This window comes from Pseudoalteromonas rubra (assembly GCF_005887115.1).
Lineage (GTDB): Bacteria > Pseudomonadota > Gammaproteobacteria > Enterobacterales > Alteromonadaceae > Pseudoalteromonas > Pseudoalteromonas rubra_F.
Window position 1 is genome coordinate 1 of sequence record NZ_PNCJ01000003.1, and the last position, 18007, is coordinate 18007.

17 protein-coding genes and 1 pseudogene are annotated in these 18007 nt (G+C 45.9%); 17 read left to right on the top strand and 1 reads right to left on the bottom strand.

Going from position 1 to position 18007, the window contains the following annotated elements; genetic code table 11:
* Positions 1-1248: 1248 nt before the first annotated feature.
* The 5 genes and pseudogenes from lexA (at position 1249) to CWB98_RS00385 (ending at position 6385) form a co-directional block, all read left to right on the top strand.
* Positions 1249-1857, top strand: a complete 609-nt coding sequence (lexA, locus tag CWB98_RS00365; protein WP_138543014.1) for a transcriptional repressor LexA — start codon at positions 1249-1251, stop codon at positions 1855-1857.
* Between the two features lie 329 nt (positions 1858-2186).
* Positions 2187-3299 carry a cytochrome c oxidase subunit II gene (gene coxB / locus CWB98_RS00370; protein ID WP_249364561.1) on the top strand — a complete coding sequence of 371 codons (1113 nt, stop codon included), beginning with the start codon at positions 2187-2189 and terminating at the stop codon, positions 3297-3299.
* Positions 3296-4894, top strand: a complete 1599-nt coding sequence (gene ctaD / locus CWB98_RS00375; RefSeq protein ID WP_138543016.1) for a cytochrome c oxidase subunit I — start codon at positions 3296-3298, stop codon at positions 4892-4894. Before coxB ends, ctaD begins: the two co-directional genes overlap by 4 nt.
* A pseudogene (locus CWB98_RS00380) lies at positions 4891-5418 on the top strand (cytochrome c oxidase assembly protein); the annotation flags it as partial. The gene ctaD and the pseudogene CWB98_RS00380, both read left to right, overlap by 4 nt.
* 103 nt (positions 5419-5521) lie before the next feature.
* A complete protein-coding gene (locus CWB98_RS00385; protein WP_138543018.1) occupies positions 5522-6385 on the top strand; it encodes a cytochrome c oxidase subunit 3 in 864 nt (287 codons plus the stop codon).
* Here the strand turns inward: CWB98_RS00385 and CWB98_RS00390 are convergent.
* Complete coding sequence (locus CWB98_RS00390; RefSeq protein WP_138543019.1) at positions 6285-6593, bottom strand: DUF2909 domain-containing protein; 309 nt, start codon at positions 6591-6593, stop codon at positions 6285-6287. The two genes, CWB98_RS00385 and CWB98_RS00390, sit on opposite strands and share 101 nt — an antisense overlap.
* A 62-nt stretch (positions 6594-6655) precedes the next feature.
* Between CWB98_RS00390 and CWB98_RS00395 the strand changes: the two genes are divergently transcribed.
* The 12 genes from CWB98_RS00395 to cheD all read left to right on the top strand — a co-directional run bounded on the left by CWB98_RS00395 (position 6656) and on the right by cheD (position 18006).
* Positions 6656-7330 carry an SURF1 family protein gene (locus CWB98_RS00395; RefSeq protein WP_249364562.1) on the top strand — a complete coding sequence of 225 codons (675 nt, stop codon included), beginning with the start codon at positions 6656-6658 and terminating at the stop codon, positions 7328-7330.
* Positions 7320-7820: a transmembrane cytochrome oxidase associated protein gene (locus tag CWB98_RS00400; RefSeq protein WP_171045550.1), complete on the top strand. Its 501-nt coding sequence runs from the start codon at positions 7320-7322 to the stop codon at positions 7818-7820. The genes CWB98_RS00395 and CWB98_RS00400 overlap by 11 nt, the downstream gene beginning before the upstream one ends.
* The gene (locus CWB98_RS00405; protein ID WP_138543022.1) at positions 7817-8809 is read left to right on the top strand and encodes a COX15/CtaA family protein; all 993 of its coding nucleotides are present in this window, start codon (positions 7817-7819) and stop codon (positions 8807-8809) included. The genes CWB98_RS00400 and CWB98_RS00405 overlap by 4 nt, the downstream gene beginning before the upstream one ends.
* 3 nt (positions 8810-8812) lie before the next feature.
* Positions 8813-9718, top strand: coding sequence for a heme o synthase (gene cyoE / locus CWB98_RS00410; RefSeq protein ID WP_138543023.1), 906 nt, complete (start codon positions 8813-8815; stop codon positions 9716-9718).
* Positions 9715-10320: an SCO family protein gene (locus CWB98_RS00415; protein WP_138543024.1), complete on the top strand. Its 606-nt coding sequence runs from the start codon at positions 9715-9717 to the stop codon at positions 10318-10320. Before cyoE ends, CWB98_RS00415 begins: the two co-directional genes overlap by 4 nt.
* 121 nt (positions 10321-10441) lie before the next feature.
* Positions 10442-10714: an STAS domain-containing protein gene (locus tag CWB98_RS00420; protein ID WP_138543025.1), complete on the top strand. Its 273-nt coding sequence runs from the start codon at positions 10442-10444 to the stop codon at positions 10712-10714.
* A gap of 9 nt (positions 10715-10723) precedes the next feature.
* Positions 10724-11086, top strand: a complete 363-nt coding sequence (locus tag CWB98_RS00425) for a response regulator (RefSeq protein WP_046007072.1) — start codon at positions 10724-10726, stop codon at positions 11084-11086.
* An 18-nt stretch (positions 11087-11104) separates the two neighbouring features.
* The gene (locus tag CWB98_RS00430; protein WP_138543026.1) at positions 11105-13213 is read left to right on the top strand and encodes a chemotaxis protein CheA; all 2109 of its coding nucleotides are present in this window, start codon (positions 11105-11107) and stop codon (positions 13211-13213) included.
* A complete protein-coding gene (locus CWB98_RS00435; protein WP_138543027.1) occupies positions 13210-13725 on the top strand; it encodes a chemotaxis protein CheW in 516 nt (171 codons plus the stop codon). The genes CWB98_RS00430 and CWB98_RS00435 overlap by 4 nt, the downstream gene beginning before the upstream one ends.
* Before the next feature lies 1 nt (position 13726).
* A complete protein-coding gene (locus CWB98_RS00440) occupies positions 13727-16411 on the top strand; it encodes a methyl-accepting chemotaxis protein (protein WP_138543028.1) in 2685 nt (894 codons plus the stop codon).
* A gap of 162 nt (positions 16412-16573) precedes the next feature.
* Positions 16574-17395: a CheR family methyltransferase gene (locus CWB98_RS00445; RefSeq protein WP_138543029.1), complete on the top strand. Its 822-nt coding sequence runs from the start codon at positions 16574-16576 to the stop codon at positions 17393-17395.
* Positions 17392-18006, top strand: a complete 615-nt coding sequence (gene cheD / locus CWB98_RS00450; protein WP_138543030.1) for a chemoreceptor glutamine deamidase CheD — start codon at positions 17392-17394, stop codon at positions 18004-18006. The genes CWB98_RS00445 and cheD overlap by 4 nt, the downstream gene beginning before the upstream one ends.
* The last annotated feature ends 1 nt before the right edge of the window (position 18007 follow it).

Sequence of the window (18007 nt, forward strand, 5' to 3'; positions counted from 1 at the left end):
TCGAAAGAGTCGGGCTTTTTTGCGTTTGGAGTAAAGTACTTCCATGTAGTATCTCCCCTTCGCGCGTCCTTGCGCTCACTTCCTCGAACTGCGAAGCGTTGCTTCGGTTTCTCGTCACCCAAACTCAGTAGTGAAACGAATGTGTGTGATTTAAAATGCCGTAGCTGCTGGAAATCCACACCGCTCGTATGACAAATGAGCTGGAACAAACGTACTCAGCACTGAGAGAAAGGTTTAAACAGATCCCGCATCGCGTGCGGGATGACAACGGAGTTGTTGTTGGAGGTGTGGTAGAGCTGGGTAAACCTGGCGCCGCTGCAGTAAAGCCACACTTTGCGTGTAGCAACTACGTCGGCTCAACCATACTCCTTGCTTTCATGGTGTATAGAGCGATTTCTGGCGCAGTGTCATGTATTCCTTCATTCATACAAGCCCACACTACCGTCATCCGGCACTTGATGCGGGATCTTCTAACAGGCTACAAAGTGCGTATAGCAAGTAAGCTGGAACAGACACACTCAGCCCGAGAGAAAGGTTTAAACAGATCCCGCATCGCGTGCGGGATGGCAACGGAGTTGTTGTTGGAGATGTGGTAGAGCTGGGTAAAACCTGGCGCCGCTGCAGGAAAGCCACACTTTGCGTGTAGCAACTACGTCGGCTCAAACATTTCATGGTGTATAGAGCGATTTCTGACGCAGTGTCATGTATTTCTCCATTCATATAAGCTCACACTAGCGTCATCCCGCACTTGATGCGGGATCTTCTAACAGGCTACAAAGTGCGTATAGCAAGTAAGCTGGAACAGATACACTCAGCTCGAGAGAAAGGCTTAAACAGATCCCGCGTCGCGTGTGGGAAAACAACGCAATTGTTGTTGAAAACATGACTCGTTCAGGATGGTATCTGATACCAATGTCACTTAATACCTGTTCAATTTGACGGAGCAAATATGACGCTAACTGTTTTAAAAACTTCTCATTTAGAATAACTAAATAGCAAAATTTTCGTCTTGTTATCGACCCTATTTTCTCGCCTCAAAATAGAACACTTAATTAAGCAAATTGGTATAACCAAATTGGTATGAGTCATTGACGGCGCATATTGAAGGAAGAACAGGATTGCATTTCATAACCAACAGGTTTAAATGTATGACTAAAGTTCCTTTGCCGGTTAGAGACGATTAACCATTGCGAAAAAATGATAACTGTATATACTCACAGTAAATGCACTGTATGGAAAACCAGTTATATGCGACCACTTACTAAACGACAAGAACAAGTTTTTGAACTTATAAAAGTTTTCATTAAGGATACTGGCATGCCGCCCACTCGAGCAGAGATTGCCGAGTCGCTTGGGTTCCGCAGTGCGAATGCTGCAGAAGAGCACTTGAAAGCATTAGCCAAGAAAGGCGTAATTGAAATGGTACCTGGTGCAAGTCGAGGTATTCGTTTAGTTGAGGATGAGCCAGAGCAACTTGGGTTACCCTTAATTGGTCGAGTTGCTGCAGGTGAACCGATACTCGCACAAGAACATATTGAAAGTCATTGTTCAGTTGACCCTGCTATGTTTCATCCCTCAGCAGATTACCTCTTACGAGTTAATGGTATGAGTATGAAGAACATTGGGATTATGGATGGTGACCTACTGGCAGTGCATCGGACTCAGGTGGTTAATAACGGACAGGTTGTCGTTGCTCGGGTTGAGGAAGATGTAACAGTTAAGCGCTTCGAGAAGCTAGGTAAGAAGGTATACCTACATGCTGAAAATGAAGACTTCTCTCCTATTGAAGTAGATCTAGAGCAACAGAATTTCTCTGTCGAAGGTTTGGCCGTCGGCGTGATTCGCAGCGATATTTAAATAATCCCTACCGCCCGGCACAATACAAGTCGGGCGAATTTTACGTCTTATAAACACTTATATTCAGCCACCCCTAGTGCATTAGCGTATTAGTGAATCCTAACAAACAGCTATTTTTCATATATTTCCCTACCATATAAATAAAAGTCAGCGTCAGATAAAAACTTGCTAAACGTTTAAATTTTGACTAGTTGTTAAATAGTCGTGCAGTACTCATGGGATAACCCAGGTGAAATGACAGTCATCCGATAATAAGAACCGTTGCTTCTCACACTTGAAGCAATTGAGGGAGACGTCTAATGAAAATAGCCAAACTCATCACAATTGCGATGTGTTTACTTGTCAGTATGTTCACGTTCGCAAGCGACTATAATATGCGCGTAGGTGTTACTGACATTAGCAATCAGGTATATCAATTACACATGACCATATTCTGGATCTGCTGTGTGATTGGACTGATTGTCTTCTCCGTCATGTTTTGGGCCCTGATCCATCATCGACGCTCTAAAGGTGCAGAACCCGCGCAATTTCATGAAAGCACGAAAGTTGAGATCCTTTGGACAGCTATTCCGTTTCTAATTCTGGTTGCAATGGCGGTGCCCGCGACAAAAACATTAATCGCGATGGAAGATACCGACAAAGCCGACTTAACCATTAAAGTAACTGGCTCACAGTGGAAGTGGCACTATGAGTATTTAGGCCATGACGTGGACTTCTATTCTCTTATGTCTACGCCGAGAGCACAGATTGATAATATGCAGAGCAAAACAGAAAATTATTTGCTTGAGGTCGATAAACCTCTGGTCATTCCTACAGGCAAGAAAGTACGTTTTTTATTGACCTCTGATGATGTTATTCACTCTTGGTGGGTGCCTGATTTTGCAGTTAAAAAGGACGCTAACCCAGGGTTTATTAACGAAGCTTGGACTAACGTGAATGAGCCCGGTACCTATCGTGGACAGTGTGCTGAATTGTGCGGTAAAGACCATGGCTTTATGCCTGTCGTTGTAGAAGTCAAACCGGAGGCTGAATTTCAGGAATGGCTTGCCAATGAAAAGGCACAAAGAGCACTCGCTGCTCAGCAAGAGGCTGCTTTGCTTGACCAAACGCTCAGTAAAGAAGAGCTTATGGCAACGGGCGAACGAGTATACATGGCCTATTGTGCAGCGTGTCATCAACCCACAGGGCTTGGTCTGCAAGGCGTGTTTCCTGCGTTGAAGGGGAGCGCTATGGTTACAGGGGATTTAAAAGCACATATTGAAATCATTATGGATGGACGTCCAGGCACCGCAATGCAAGCGTTTGCGAAGCAACTATCGTTAAAAGAAGTCGCGGGAGTTATTACTTATAAAAGAAATAGCTGGGGGAATGATACTGGGGAAGTTATCCAACCTAGTCAAATACAAGCTTACCTTGACGGCAAACAGGAGGAAGCCAAATGACTTCGAGTACACAACAGGCTGCTCTTGATCAAGAGCATGACCATGGTCACCACGGTCCGGCAACCGGAATTAAGCGTTGGCTTTTTACGACTAACCATAAAGATATAGGCTCCTTGTATTTACTCTTTTCTTTACTGATGTTTCTAATCGGCGGCGGTATGGCTATGGTCATTCGGGCTGAATTGTTCCAGCCAGGGTTACAGCTTGTTGATCCACACTTTTTTAATCAAATGACCACAGTGCATGGTTTGATCATGGTGTTTGGCGCAGTCATGCCCGCATTTACAGGCCTTGCAAACTGGATGGTACCTATGATGATAGGTGCACCCGATATGGCATTGCCACGTATGAATAACTGGAGCTTCTGGATCTTACCGTTTGCTTTTCTTATTTTGCTTGCCTCGCTATTTATGGAGGGCGGTGGTCCAGCATTCGGATGGACATTCTACGCGCCACTTTCTACGACTTATAGTAATGATAACACCGCATTATTTGTCTTTGCTGTTCATATTATGGGTGTTAGTTCCATCATGGGAGCAATTAACGTTATTGTGACTATTGTCAATATGCGTGCCCCTGGCATGACGTGGATGAAGCTACCACTATTTGTATGGACTTGGCTGATTACTGCGTTTTTGTTGATTGCGGTAATGCCTGTGTTGGCTGGTGCCGTGACCATGGTTTTGACAGACAAGTATTTTGGGACAAGCTTTTTTGATGCAGCTGGCGGCGGTGACCCGGTCATGTTCCAACATATTTTCTGGTTCTTTGGCCACCCTGAAGTATATATCATGATTTTGCCTGCATTTGGGGTGATTTCTACCATAGTGCCTACTTTCTCGAGAAAGAAACTTTTTGGTTATGCATCCATGGTCTATGCGACATCTTCCATTGCGCTTTTATCGTTTATCGTTTGGGCACATCATATGTTTACCACAGGGATGCCGTTGGCGGGTGAGCTCTTTTTTATGTACGCGACCATGCTTATTTCTGTGCCTACGGGTGTCAAGGTCTTCAATTGGGTAGCCACCATGTGGCGTGGCTCAATTAGTTTTGAAGTGCCCATGTTATTCGCCATTGCATTTATCGTGTTGTTTACGCTTGGCGGTTTCTCTGGATTGATGCTAGCGATTACCCCCGCTGATTTTCAGTATCACGATACCTATTTTGTGGTCGCTCATTTCCACTATGTGCTGGTGACTGGCGCAGTTTTTTCTATCATGGCTGCCGCTTATTATTGGTTACCCAAGTGGACGGGTTATATGTATAGCGAGACATTGGCCAAATGGCACTTTTGGTTGTCTCTTATCAGTGTGAATATCCTATTTTTCCCGATGCATTTTGTCGGACTGGCAGGTATGCCACGTCGGATCCCTGATTATGCTCTGCAGTTTGCGGACTTTAATGCTTTGATCAGTATCGGTGGTTTTGCATTTGGTTTGTCACAGTTGTTGTTTGTGGCGGTGGTATTTAAGTGTATAGCGGGTGGCCAGCGTGCGCCTGCTAAAGTATGGGATGGTGCAGAAGGGTTAGAGTGGGAGGTAGCATCGCCAGCGCCTTATCACACTTTCAGTACTCCACCTGAGGTGAAGTGATGCATACCCCGTTACTTAGAAAGCTGGTGCTGTTGGTGTTGGGTATGTTTGCATTTGCATTTGCATTGGTACCGCTTTACGACGTGTTTTGCGATATAACCGGTTTGAATGGCAAAGTAGAGCTGACAGCGGCTGAAGCAAGCGAAGAACAAGATTTAGCACGGCTAGTTGATGTGAGTTTCACGACCCATACACAAGGGCAAGCACCTTTCAAAGTTAAAGCGGCGACTTATCAGGTGACGGTGACGCCTGGGACGCTAACCGAGGTGAATTTTACGGCCGAAAACCTAAGCGGTGAGGCTCGGATCATGCAGGCAATTCCTTCAGTCTCGCCCGGTATGGCGGCTAAGTATCTACACAAGCTCGCTTGTTTTTGCTTCGATCAGCAAAGTATGCAGGCTCGCCAGAAAATGTCATTTACGCTGCGATTTTATGTAGACACTGAGCTGCCCAATGATATTGCAGAGCTGACTCTGGCATACACGCTCTATGACATCACAGACAGAAATGCGGCTGCGTATGACGCGCTATTGAATCCAGCAAAGCATTCCAGGCATAGCGCGGCAGGTAAAGACTATGCTCAGAGTATACAGGCCGCAGTGTATCAACAAATACGAGGAATAAGTCATGGCTAGTGGTTACGAAAAATACTATGTACCTGAGCAAAGCCCTTGGCCCATAGTGGGAGCAATTGCGCTGTTTGGTGTAGCCGTAGGCGGTGGGTTAACGGTTATGGAGAGCCCTGGTGGTCAGTTCATATTGTATGCGGGAATTGGCCTGTTGTTGTTTATGCTGGCTGGGTGGTTTCGACACGTCATTCATGAGTCACAAGAGGGCTTATATTCGGCGCAAATGGACCGCTCTTTCCGTCAGGGCATGGCCTGGTTTATCTTTTCGGAAGTGATGTTTTTTGCTGCATTCTTTGGTGCTTTATTTTATGCCCGAATGTTTGCTGTTCCCTGGCTTGGTGGGGCAAGTAACAATGCAATGACGCACGAAATACTGTGGCCCAGTTTCGAGGCGGTGTGGCCACTACTGAGTACACCCGGTGGAGACACGACACAGGCAATGGGCTGGCAGGGATTACCACTTATAAACACCATTATTCTTCTGATCTCTTCTGTTACCTTGCATTTTGCGCACAGCGCAATGGAGCAGGACCAAAGAAACAAAGTGAAAGTATTTTTGGGGCTAACCATTCTTTTGGGCTTTGGGTTTCTTGTACTTCAGGTAGAGGAATACATACATGCTTATCAGGATCTGGGGTTAACACTAGATGCAGGCATTTACGGCAACACCTTCTTTATGCTCACAGGCTTTCACGGCATGCATGTTACGCTCGGTGCCATTATTTTAGCTGTGGTGTGGTTGAGGGTGATGAAAGGCCATTTCAGCGCACATAATCACTTTGCATTCCAGGCAGGAGCGTGGTATTGGCACTTTGTGGATGTGGTTTGGTTGTGCTTGTTTGTGTTTGTGTATGTGTTATAGCGTTCGGGGCTGGATTGAAGTTGAGCCAGCCCAACCCTTTCGCAATGAGGATAAGCAGTAATACGCTTGCGGAGAAAAATACCCTTTTACCGAGGAGACGAGACATAGATTCACCAGATTGATCCCCTTTGAGCATAATGAACAAAGCTCTAAACAGGTTATAGATGATGCTGAAAAGCAAAACAATAATAATTAACTTGAGTAGCATGGCATATGACGCAGATAAGTATAAGTAGATCAAAGGTTAGCGCATATTGCACAATTTTGGCAGTGAGTGTTGTGGTATGTACGTGTCTCGCTCTCTCTGTGTGGCAATGGCAAAGAGCAGCCCAAAAATCATATCTGATTGAGAAGCGGCAAAGCGGCCAAGCACCACGTGAGTTTAATGAGATTGCTGATCTGCCAAACAAGGCTGTACTCGAGGGAAAGCAGTTTCGGATACGCGGATACTTTGACGAATCACGTTACTGGCTGCTAGACAACCAGATTGTTAACGGATCACCTGGTTATGATGTTGTGGCTTTGTTTCGCCCTGAATACCGCGACGAATGGCTTGTCGTTAATCTGGGATTTGTATCTGCGACACAAAGTCGTACGGTATTACCTGAAGTTGAGTTACCTGCCTTACAACAAACAATCGACGTTGAGTTCAAAATTGGCAAGTGGGCGGGATTCACTTTGGCAACTCAGCCAGATTTAAATGCAGGGCAGCCACAGCTGCTTCAGTATTTAGATCATGCATTTTTTGTTTCTCAGACGCAGCGCTCTATTTTGCCCACACTTGCGTATGTTTCTCGTCCCGTTACTACGGCAATTCAACCTCATTATGAGGCGGTGGTAATGGGACCGGAAAAACATAGAGCCTATGCGTTGCAATGGTTGTTACTGGCTGTTGCGGCGATGATCATTCCCTATTTTGCCTTTAAAAGGAAGCATGATGAGTAAGGTTCCGGGATTATTTTTAGCATGTTGTATCATACCTTTGGTTGCTGCCTGGCTTGTACTCAGGTCTGGATGGCAACCAGACACGACGACCAATCAGGGGCGGTTTTTAAGTCAGGAAATCATACTGGGTGTACCAGAACAGCAGAACAAAGCTTGGTTTATTGCATTGAATCAACCAAGTGATTGTGATCAAACATGTCAGGGTCAGTCAGAGTTATTGGAGCAGCTCGTTGTTGCCTTGGGGAAACACCGCCAGCAAGTTGGTCTATTGTTACTTGGTGAAGGTCAGAGTGAAGTGGCCAGTGTAATACCGACAATTTCAGTATTGTCACCGGGGGCATTCTATCTCGTCAACAAGCGTGGCCTGGTTGTACTGGAATATTTGCCACAGCAGGATCAAACCGCCAACAGAGTATTGCTAAAAGGCCTTCTGAAAGATCTTAAAAAACTCTTGTCTTATGAACGGAGCAGTTCAGGGGGTAGTCAATGACGCAAGGATTTAAAAAACTGGTTTTGATGTCAGCGTTGCTTGCAGCACTGGTTGTATCTTTAGGTGCCTACACCCGGCTAAGCAATGCGGGTCTGGGATGTCCTGATTGGCCAGGCTGTTATGGTTTTTTGACGGTGCCAAACGAAGCTCATGAACTGAAATCTGCACAACAAAAGTTTCCAGGTAGCGAAGTCCATCAGAAGAAGGCCTGGATTGAAATGGTACACAGGTATTTTGCCGGTGGTTTAGGGTTGGTTGTTGCCGCGATTTTCATTTTAGCACTGCGCCACCCTAGCCATAACAAAGGGATCAAAGGCTTGTCTGCTTTACTTGTTGCATTAATCGTCTTTCAGGCGCTGCTGGGTATGTGGACAGTGACGATGAATTTGCAGCCACTGATTGTAATGGGCCATTTGCTGGGTGGATTTACCATACTCAGCCTGTTGACCCTGCTGTGGCTTAAAGCCTGTAAACCGCCAGCTGTCACTATTGCGCATTTATCTGGTCTGAGAGTGATAGCGCTCAGTGTGCTCGTTGTTTTGATAATACAAATTGCGCTGGGTGGATGGCTGGCTGCAAACTACGCAGCACCACATTGCCGGGGATTGCCATTGTGCGAAAATGGCGAGCTGTTCTCATTGAGTAGCCTGTTTCAATTACCACATTCTTCTGCCAGCTATGAGTTTGGTGTCTTACCTTTTGAAACTCGTCTTTCTATCCACCTAGTTCATCGGGTTTGGGCCATGGTAACGCTGATCGCTATTTTGTTTCTTTGCTGGAGGCTTTATGTGCGTATTCCTGATTTAAGTGTAAAGCCTGTTATTTTGCTCCCGGCTATTTTGGTGCTATGCCAGGTTCTTTTAGGGGGAGCAATTGTGCATTGGCAGTTCCCACTGCTGCTGACGCTGTTCCATAACGTGATGGCCGCACTTTTATTACTGTCAATGGTGCGGGTGTGCTATCTACTATTTTATCAATCCAGGGGGTAAGGTATGGCGATGAGTGTACAGCAACTCGGCTCGGTTTTTCCTGATCTTTTTGCTGGTATGAAGCCTTATCTGGTGATTACCAAAGCCAAGGTAGTTTTGATGCTGGTGCTGACAGCCTGGGTGGGTCTTGCACTTGCACCTGATTTAGGGCGAAGTTATGGCCAACAATTAATGAGCCTAATATCAATCGGTCTGATCTCTGCGTCGGCAGCGGCCATCAATCATGTCGTTGACCGCAATAGAGACAGTAAAATGGCTCGAACGCGTCACCGACCTCTTGCCATGCAGCAACTCTCTGTATCAAAAGCACTGCTCTTTGCTGCCGGCCTGGCAGCTACTGGGACCGTAGGTCTTTTATGGTTCAGTAATTGGTTGTGCGCAGTACTAACTTTGCTGGCATTGCTTGGCTATGCTGTGGTCTATACAGTTTTCCTTAAACATATGACACCGCAAAATATTGTTATTGGAGGCCTTGCAGGTGCTTTACCGCCATTGCTTGGTTGGGTTAGCGAGACCGGCGCTCTGGCAGCAGAGCCCTGGTTGTTGGTTATGATTATTTTTGCCTGGACGCCGCCTCATTTTTGGGCACTGGCGATCGCTCGCAAAGCGGATTATGCAAGAGCAGGGATCCCTATGCTACCCGTCACACATGGGATACAGTTTACCAAGCTATGCATGGTCGTCTATACGTTGCTGTTATCCCTGGTATGTGTGTTGCCGTATTTGATTGGCATGGTGGGGCTTGTGTACCTGGCTTCGGCGTGCATCCTCAATGGGGTTTTTACATTTTTAGTTGTGCGCCTGTACGTGGATCATACAGCGCAACAGGCGATGGGGGTTTTTCGTTTTTCTATCTGGTATTTGCTGTTACTCTTTGTCTCATTATTCGTAGACAGAGCACTGGTATGAAAACCCTTTTTATTCTTTTTGTGGTGCTGGCAATGTTAAGTGGGTGTCAGCCAGCACCGAAAGTATCTGAATTTGCCGTACATTACGAGCAACCTCGGACACTAAAGCCGTTCGTTCTGGAAGATCAACATGGCCAACAGGTGACGACTGAACAGCTAACTGGACAATGGAGCTTGCTGTTTCTCGGCTACACACACTGCCCCGATATATGCCCTATGACCTTGGCTAAGCTTACAAATATTGCAGCAAAGCTAGAGTCTGTTCAGGCCGTCAATGTTTGGTTCGTTGCTGTTGATCCACAACGTGATACTCAGGAAAAGCGCAAACAATATATAGACTATTTCAACCCCCGTTTTGTCGCAGCGTCTGCACCGCATAACGTCTTATTTCCATTTGTTCGAGACATTGGTTTGATCTATGCCATTAATAACAGTGATGAACTCGAGTATTATGTTGACCATAGTGCATCCATTGCATTGGTTAATCCAAAGGCACAGTTGGAAGCAATATTTAAACCAGAGTTCAAGGCCGGAGAAGTGCCAGTTATCAATGCCGAACAGCTCATAGACGATTTTAAAGTTATCGTATCCAAGTACCAGTGAGCTGAGTAAAGTCACTGAATTTAATAATTAATTATTTCTTTTCCGTTATAAATATGGCAATTTCACGGTCACGGTCTAATCTATTCATATCAATAAGATTTGCAAGGAATGTGCAAGGCACATGATTAAACTCCCCCCAGAGCTTGTGATAAACCAAGTTGAAGAGTTGCATCAACAGTTGTTGCTTGAACTCGAAGCTGGTCATGCCATTTCTTTAGACATTAGTGAAATACAGCATGCGGACACAGCTTCAATTCAACTGCTGTGTGCGCTGCAAAAGTATTTGTTGGATATTGAGCAGCAGATCATGTGGGTAGGCGAAAGTGCTGCATTGTCTTTATCTGTTGAGAAACTAGGGTTAACCGAACTTTTATCTATCAGTAGTACGAATTAAGAGGTCATTATGAAAAAGATTTTAGCTGTGGATGATTCTGCTTCTATGCGTCAGATGGTTGGCTTTACATTGAAAAAAGCAGGCTTTGATGTGGTAGAAGCTAAGGATGGCAGTGAAGCACTCAATCTGGCTAAGCAACAAGGGTTTGATGCTGTGATCTCAGATGTGAATATGCCTGTGATGGATGGTATTACATTAATACGAGAGCTGCGTAATCTGCCAGACTATAAATTCACGCCACTTCTGATGCTGACCACAGAGTCTGGATTGGACAAAAAAAGTGAAGGTAAAGCCGCAGGTGCGACAGGATGGATTGTGAAACCATTTAATCCGGAACAACTACTGGCTGTACTGAAAAAAGTAATTCGTTAACCCTTACGAGGTGCTGCCATGAGTATCGACTTAAGTCAGTTTTTCGACGTTTTTTTTGAAGAAAGCTTTGAAGGGCTTGATGCGATGGAGTCCGAGCTACTAAACCTCGAGCCAGGAAAAGAAGATCAGGAAACCATCAACACCATATTTCGGGCTGCACATTCGATAAAAGGGGGCAGCGGCACCTTTGGCTTTACGGCTGTCTCTGACTTCACTCATGTACTTGAGACGCTGCTTGATCAAATTCGCAATGGAGAACGCCAGCTCACCGCAGAGCACGTAAACTTGCTGCTCAAGGCTGTGGACTGCTTGCGTGCTATGTTAACGGCGTTACAAGCACAACAGGAGCCTGAGCAAGAGGAGGCTAATGAGCTAAAGTTACGTTTTGAGGCCATCCTCAATGGCGACAATGCCACAAGCAGTCAGGCGGAAATAAGTAGCACGCCCGAAGAAAGTACGAGTCTTCCTATCACCTTTCAGATCGACTTCAAACCACTGCCTTATCTGTTCAAAACGGGTAATGAACCCTTGTTTATGATTGCAGAATTATCTGAACTTGGTGAATTAGAAACACAAGCATTACATGATGAACTGCCTAAATTTAAACAACTAAACCCCGAAGATTGTTACTTATATTGGCGGTTTTTTCTGACAACGACGCGCGGGGAGAGCGCCATTCGCGAAATATTCGAATGGGTTGAGGATGATGCTGAGATCACCATAGTTCAATGCGGAGGTTTGTTCGAAGAACCTGCTAGCGAGTCCTCTGAAAGCGATACGCAACATACCCCTAGTATTCCCGAGCCACAAGCTGATAGTTCAGCTCTTACAAAGCCTGTCCAGGAAACAAAGAAAGAACCATCACAAGGTAAAGATGCCCGAAAAAACGCCGACCCCAGTACGACTTCCATTCGAGTGGGTATCGATAAAGTCGATTCACTGATTAATATGGTGGGTGAACTGGTCATTACACAGGCAATGCTTAGCCAGATTGGCGAGCAGGAAATAACGGAGTCCAGTATTGCCGCATTACAGGAAGGCCTGGCACAGCTAGCGCACAATACGCGTGACCTTCAGGAAAATGTGATGCGCATTCGTATGCTGCCGATAAGCTTTGTTTTTAGCCGTTTTCCAAGACTGGTACGAGATATCTCACAAAAATTGAACAAGCAAGTTGAACTCAAGTTGATTGGAGAGCAAACTGAGCTGGATAAAACGGTGATGGAAAAGCTCTCGGATCCTATGGTTCACTTGGTACGCAACTCTCTGGATCATGGCCTAGAGACCCCAGAACAACGTATCGCGCAAGGCAAAGACCCCGTTGGGACCGTCACACTGAATGCATTCCACCAGGGCGGCAATATTGTTATCGAAATAATGGACGATGGCAAAGGTCTGGATACAGAGAAAATTCGTAAGAAAGCCATTCAAAACGGGCTGATCCAGGAGATGGATGAGCTCACTGTTGACGAAATTAACGAGCTGATATTCATGGCTGGGTTTTCCACTGCCGATAACGTTAGTGAAATCTCCGGGCGCGGTGTCGGAATGGATGTGGTTCGTAAAAATATCCAAGCGTTAAATGGCTCTGTTGAGGTGAGTTCAGAGGCTGGTGTTGGTTCAACGTTTACAATTCGTCTGCCTCTCACCTTAGCAATTTTGGACGGTCAGCTCGTACAGGTTGCTAACCATACTTATATTATCCCTCTGATCTCTATTGTTGAGTCGCTACAAATTGATATTGCCAAAGTGAGTAACGTTGGCAAAGGGTTACAGGTGCTGCGTTTGCGTGACGAATATATCCCGATACTGCGTTTGTACGATATTTTCAATCACAGAGGGGCGAGAGAAGAGCTCGATAAAACCTTACTGGTGGTTGTTGAAAATGACAATTATAAGGTTGGGATTCTGGTGGATGATTTGCTGGCGCAACAGCAGGTTGTCATAAAAAGTTTAGAGGCCAATTACCAACGCGTTGATGGTATATCAGGTGCAACCATTTTGGGTGACGGAACGGTGTCTTTGATAATAGATATTAGTGGATTAATCAAACTGAGCGGCCTAAGGCGGCCTGGCTCTTCAGAATTACTTGTAGATCTGAAGGCAGATGAGGCGGTTACGGCATGACAGAGCATACAAAGTTAAATCAACAATTGGTATTGGACACCGAGAGTGATGAAAAACAGTTTCTGACATTCATGATGGACCAAGAAGAATACGGCATTGATATATTAGCGGTTCAGGAAATCCGGGGTTGGGAACCTGTCACTGTCATCCCCAACTCACCATCTTACGTGAAGGGAGCAATGAACTTACGTGGAACCATAGTCCCTATTATCGATTTGCGACGGCGTTTTGGCATAACACATATCGACTATGGCCCGTTAACGGTCGTTATAGTGGTGTCGGTAAAACTAACAGAACAGACTAAGTTGATGGGGATCGTCGTTGATGCCGTGTCTGATGTGTACAGTATCTCCGAAGAAAAAGCCAAAGATGTACCTGACTTTCAGGATTCTGAGAACGCCCAGTTTGTTCATGGGTTGGTTAATGTTGGGGAAAAAATGGTGGTGTTATTAAATTTGAAAAAAGTGCTCGATTTACACGACAAGAGCAGTGTTAAGAGCAACGGGGGCTGAGATGAGTAGTCAGAGTATTCAAAGTAGTTTAAACAATAAGATCTTAATCGCAGGTGTGATCCTGATCGTCAGTATCATACTTGGGCTCCAACTTGGGGGCACAGGCTCCGATCAAATGAAGATGTTATCGATAGCCCTACCTATATTCGGCGTTGTAATTGCGCTGGGCTATCTAAGAATGGCGCTGTCAGCGTTAGGTGCTCAACTTGGCTGCGTATATCGTGTTCTGCCTCATGTGTCTATGGATGACCAGAGTGTTTTGCATGCAATGGATCTCACTGATTTCCCTGAGTTATTTCAAGCCTTAAATGTGGCTCATGAAGAACAACAAAAATCTGACCACACACAGAGCCTGTTGCTGGCTTTAAAGGGATGCCAGGCCAACATTATGGTTGCGGATAAAGACCTGAATATTGTGTATTTGAATGATTCAGTCAAATCCATGTTAAGTACCAACGAACGTCAATTACAAGCTGAACTGCCTGGGTTTAACGTTGCAAGCCTAATTGGCACCAACATTGACTCATTCCATAAAAACCCGAGCCATCAACGCAATATTCTGGCCAATTTGCGAGAAACATATCAAACCCAGATAAAAGTTGCCGGGCTGACTTTCGACCTGATTGCAACGCCTGTATTTGATGACGGGCAGCGAATCGCGACGCTGGTGGAGTGGAAAGACCAAACTGAGTGGCTGGCGGCTGAAGAAAAGCATAGAAACTTAGCAGAGAAAAATGCGCGCATTTCCAGAGCTCTGGATGTATGTCAGGCCAACGTGATGCTAGCAGATGAACACCTCAATATTGTTTATGTGAACGAGTCTGTACTGGCGATGCTCAGAAACAATCAAGAGCAACTTCGCACGGCCCTACCTAACTTTGATGCGGATACGTTAATAGGAACCAACATTGATGTATTTCATGTCAACCCACAACATCAACGCGGCATACTGAACAAACTATCGGACGTGTACAACACAGATATTGTGATAGCGGGCTTTAACTTTGGCTTGATTGCTACGCCTGTGTTTGATCAAAAAGGAGTTCGTATTGGTACTGTGGTGGAGTGGGAAGATAAAACAGAGAGACTGAACATAGAGAAAAAAGCGCGCCAGGCAGCGGGTGAAAACCTGCGGGTACGGCGGGCACTCGACAATGTGCAAACCAATACCATGATTGCGGACTCCTCCAATACGATTGTATATATGAATCAGGCAGTGCTCGAGATGATGAGAAACGCTGAGTCTGATATCCGTAAAGACTTACCTAACTTCGATAGTAGTCAGTTAGTCGGACAAAATATTGATGTATTCCATCGTAATCCTGCGCATCAGAAACGCTTACTGGAAACCTTGTCTAAACCCTATAAAACAGAGATTAAAGTGGGGGGACGGACTTTTGGATTGGTTGCTAATCCGATCATTACAGACACAGGTGAACGTGCGGGTACCGTCGTAGAGTGGGAAGACAGAACCGGTGAAGTCGCCATTGAACAGGAAGTGAATGCCGTTGTTGAATCGGCTCGGGCTGGTAATCTGTCTGCCAGGTTGGATGAAGGGGATAAGCAAGGCTTCTATTTACGCTTAACACAAGGCCTGAATGGCTTACTGGAAAGTGTCGATAGTGCGGTAGCCGATACCGGCAACATGCTTGATGCACTTGCTCGGGGAGATCTGACTCAGCGAATTGAAGCGGAGTATCAGGGCGCGTTTGATAAATTGAAACAAGACGCCAACAGCACGGCCGACAAGCTAACCAATGTGTTAGAGCGGATCAGTGCCTCCGCTGGGCTGGTAGCCAGCGGTGCAGAAGAAATATCACAAGGTAATGCTGACTTAAGCCAGCGTACAGAAGAGCAGGCTTCTTCTCTTGAAGAAACAGCTTCAAGCATGGAGCAAATGACGAGTACGGTTCGTCAGAACGCTGACAATGCCAAAGTGGCAAATGAACTGGCCGAAGAAACCAGTGAAAAGGCAACGCGCGGTGGTGAAGTAGTTAATCGAGCGGTTGAAAGCATGTCCGCTATCAATGATGCGAGCAAAAAGATTGCGGATATCATCAGTGTGATAGACGAAATTGCCTTTCAGACAAATCTACTGGCACTAAACGCGGCGGTTGAGGCGGCGCGTGCCGGTGAGCAGGGACGTGGCTTTGCTGTAGTCGCCGGTGAAGTACGTAACTTGGCTCAACGTTCGGCGGGTGCGGCAAAAGAAATCAAAGATTTGATCCGAGACAGTGTTAGCAAGGTTGAAGATGGTACGCTGTTAGTGAACGAGTCCGGTGAGACGCTCAAAGAGATAGTTGCGTCAGTCAGACGAGTGACGAATATGATTTCCGATATCGCTGATGCGTCGGTAGAGCAGAGCTCAGGGATTGAACAGGTTAACAAAGCGGTTACGCAAATGGATGAAATGACGCAGCAAAACGCGGCGTTGGTTGAGCAAGCGTCTGCTGCCGGGGAGTCTATGGCGGAGCAGGCCAATGATATGCGTAATATGTTGAACTTTTTCAAAGTGGGTGAAGCGCCTGTTCCCCGTCAAGCAATACCCGAGCAAACTCAAAAGACCAATGGCCAGGCGCGCGCGCCGATTGGCTTATCTGCTCCTCAAAACCGTACAACGCGACAACCGCTGGAACCAGCAGCCAACCGCTTTGCAGACGACTCTGAGGAGTGGGAAGAATTTTAATCGCCCGGAGCTCGTTACAATTTTTACGGAGCCGCGATGCTGTAACGGGCGCAGCTCCGCCTTGGAAACAGGTCTTTGTCACCCGGAGTAATATTCAGAAATAGCATATGGCACAACAGGCCACGGGAGTTGAGACTTCACTGCGTATGAGTGAGCAGAGATATGAAAGAATTTTTGATGACCGACGAGGACTTCAGCAGTATCTCTCGACGCGTTTACGAAACATGTGGCATTGTGCTTGGGCCTCACAAACGCGATATGGTCTACTCGCGGCTTGCACGCAGGGTAAGAGCAAACGGGTTAAGTTCTTTTTCTGCCTACCTTGAATTTCTAAATGAAGATACGGATGCTGAGTTTAGCCACTTTATAAATGCCATTACGACTAACCTGACCTCTTTTTTTCGGGAGTCGCACCATTTTGATTTTTTGCATCAACAAGTGATCCCTCAGCTAAAGGAGAGGCATAAAACAGACAGGCGTATCAGGATCTGGTCAGCGGGTTGTTCTACCGGAGAAGAGGCATACAGTATTGCTATGACAATCAGTAATGCGTTTCCAGCTGACTGGGATGTCAAGGTACTGGCAACTGACCTGGACTCTAACGTCTTGCACAAAGGGCAAGAGGGGATCTATAACAGTGCTTCTGTGACCGGCCTGACCGATGAGCACCTAAAAAAATGGTTTATGTGCAGCCCAGATGGAAGCCAGTACAGAGTAAAAGATAAGTTGCGGGCAAGTGTGTACTTTAAACGCCTCAATTTGCTTGAGCCCTGGCCTATGAAAGGGCCCTTCGATGTGATTTTTTGTCGCAATGTGCTGATTTATTTTGACAAGGCAACAAAGGATAGGTTGTTTGAGAACTTCTACCAATTGCTCGCAGAGCAAGGCTATTTGTTTATTGGTCATTCCGAGACCATGGGCAAGGAGCATCTGGAGTTTAAAAATCTGGGGAAAACTATGTATCAAAAGGCAGCACAGATATGAATCAGTTTCAGCCAGTACTACACGGCTTTGAGCATGTAAAACGGTTCTGGGATTCTGGCCGCGGGGCTGTAGTGGCAAAAGTACTGCCAGGAGAGTTTTATGTGTCTAAAAGTGACGAACTGATTTCGACTGTCTTGGGCTCTTGTATTGCTGCATGTATTTATGATGAGCAACAAGGTGTTGGGGGGATGAACCACTTTATGTTACCCGGCGTAAAAGGCACCACCTCAATCCATGCCGATGACCTCAATTGTCGCTATGGTAACTGGGCGATGGAATATCTGATTAACGAAGTGATTAAAAATGGTGCCAAGCGTGAAAACCTGAAGATAAAATTGTTTGGGGGAGGCAAAATCATCAGCTCGATGACAGACATAGGCATTGGCAATATACGGTTTGCGGAAGCCTATGTCGAGGAAGAGCAGCTCACACTGATTTCCCACGACGTTGGCGGTCCATGGCCGCGTAAGGTGGTATTCCACCCTCAAACCGGTAAGGCTCAGGTTAAAAAGCTTCGTCAGATGCATAATGACACCATTGAAAAACGCGAGGTCAAGTATCTGCATGATATTGAAGAGCAAGGTAAACAAACTGACATTGAGCTGTTTTAGG

What these genes read in the sequence shown, in the direction of transcription:
- lexA (WP_138543014.1), top strand. Translation starts at nt 1,249, where the DNA reads ATGCGACCACTTACTAAACGACAAGAACAAGTTTTTGAACTTATAAAA.
- coxB (WP_249364561.1), top strand. Translation starts at nt 2,187, where the DNA reads ATGTGTTTACTTGTCAGTATGTTCACGTTCGCAAGCGACTATAATATG.
- ctaD (WP_138543016.1), top strand. Translation starts at nt 3,296, where the DNA reads ATGACTTCGAGTACACAACAGGCTGCTCTTGATCAAGAGCATGACCAT.
- CWB98_RS00385 (WP_138543018.1), top strand. Translation starts at nt 5,522, where the DNA reads ATGGCTAGTGGTTACGAAAAATACTATGTACCTGAGCAAAGCCCTTGG.
- CWB98_RS00390 (WP_138543019.1), bottom strand. Translation starts at nt 6,593, where the DNA reads ATGCTACTCAAGTTAATTATTATTGTTTTGCTTTTCAGCATCATCTAT.
- CWB98_RS00400 (WP_171045550.1), top strand. Translation starts at nt 7,320, where the DNA reads ATGATGAGTAAGGTTCCGGGATTATTTTTAGCATGTTGTATCATACCT.
- CWB98_RS00405 (WP_138543022.1), top strand. Translation starts at nt 7,817, where the DNA reads ATGACGCAAGGATTTAAAAAACTGGTTTTGATGTCAGCGTTGCTTGCA.
- cyoE (WP_138543023.1), top strand. Translation starts at nt 8,813, where the DNA reads ATGGCGATGAGTGTACAGCAACTCGGCTCGGTTTTTCCTGATCTTTTT.
- CWB98_RS00415 (WP_138543024.1), top strand. Translation starts at nt 9,715, where the DNA reads ATGAAAACCCTTTTTATTCTTTTTGTGGTGCTGGCAATGTTAAGTGGG.
- CWB98_RS00420 (WP_138543025.1), top strand. Translation starts at nt 10,442, where the DNA reads ATGATTAAACTCCCCCCAGAGCTTGTGATAAACCAAGTTGAAGAGTTG.
- CWB98_RS00425 (WP_046007072.1), top strand. Translation starts at nt 10,724, where the DNA reads ATGAAAAAGATTTTAGCTGTGGATGATTCTGCTTCTATGCGTCAGATG.
- CWB98_RS00430 (WP_138543026.1), top strand. Translation starts at nt 11,105, where the DNA reads ATGAGTATCGACTTAAGTCAGTTTTTCGACGTTTTTTTTGAAGAAAGC.
- CWB98_RS00435 (WP_138543027.1), top strand. Translation starts at nt 13,210, where the DNA reads ATGACAGAGCATACAAAGTTAAATCAACAATTGGTATTGGACACCGAG.
- CWB98_RS00440 (WP_138543028.1), top strand. Translation starts at nt 13,727, where the DNA reads ATGAGTAGTCAGAGTATTCAAAGTAGTTTAAACAATAAGATCTTAATC.
- CWB98_RS00445 (WP_138543029.1), top strand. Translation starts at nt 16,574, where the DNA reads ATGAAAGAATTTTTGATGACCGACGAGGACTTCAGCAGTATCTCTCGA.
- cheD (WP_138543030.1), top strand. Translation starts at nt 17,392, where the DNA reads ATGAATCAGTTTCAGCCAGTACTACACGGCTTTGAGCATGTAAAACGG.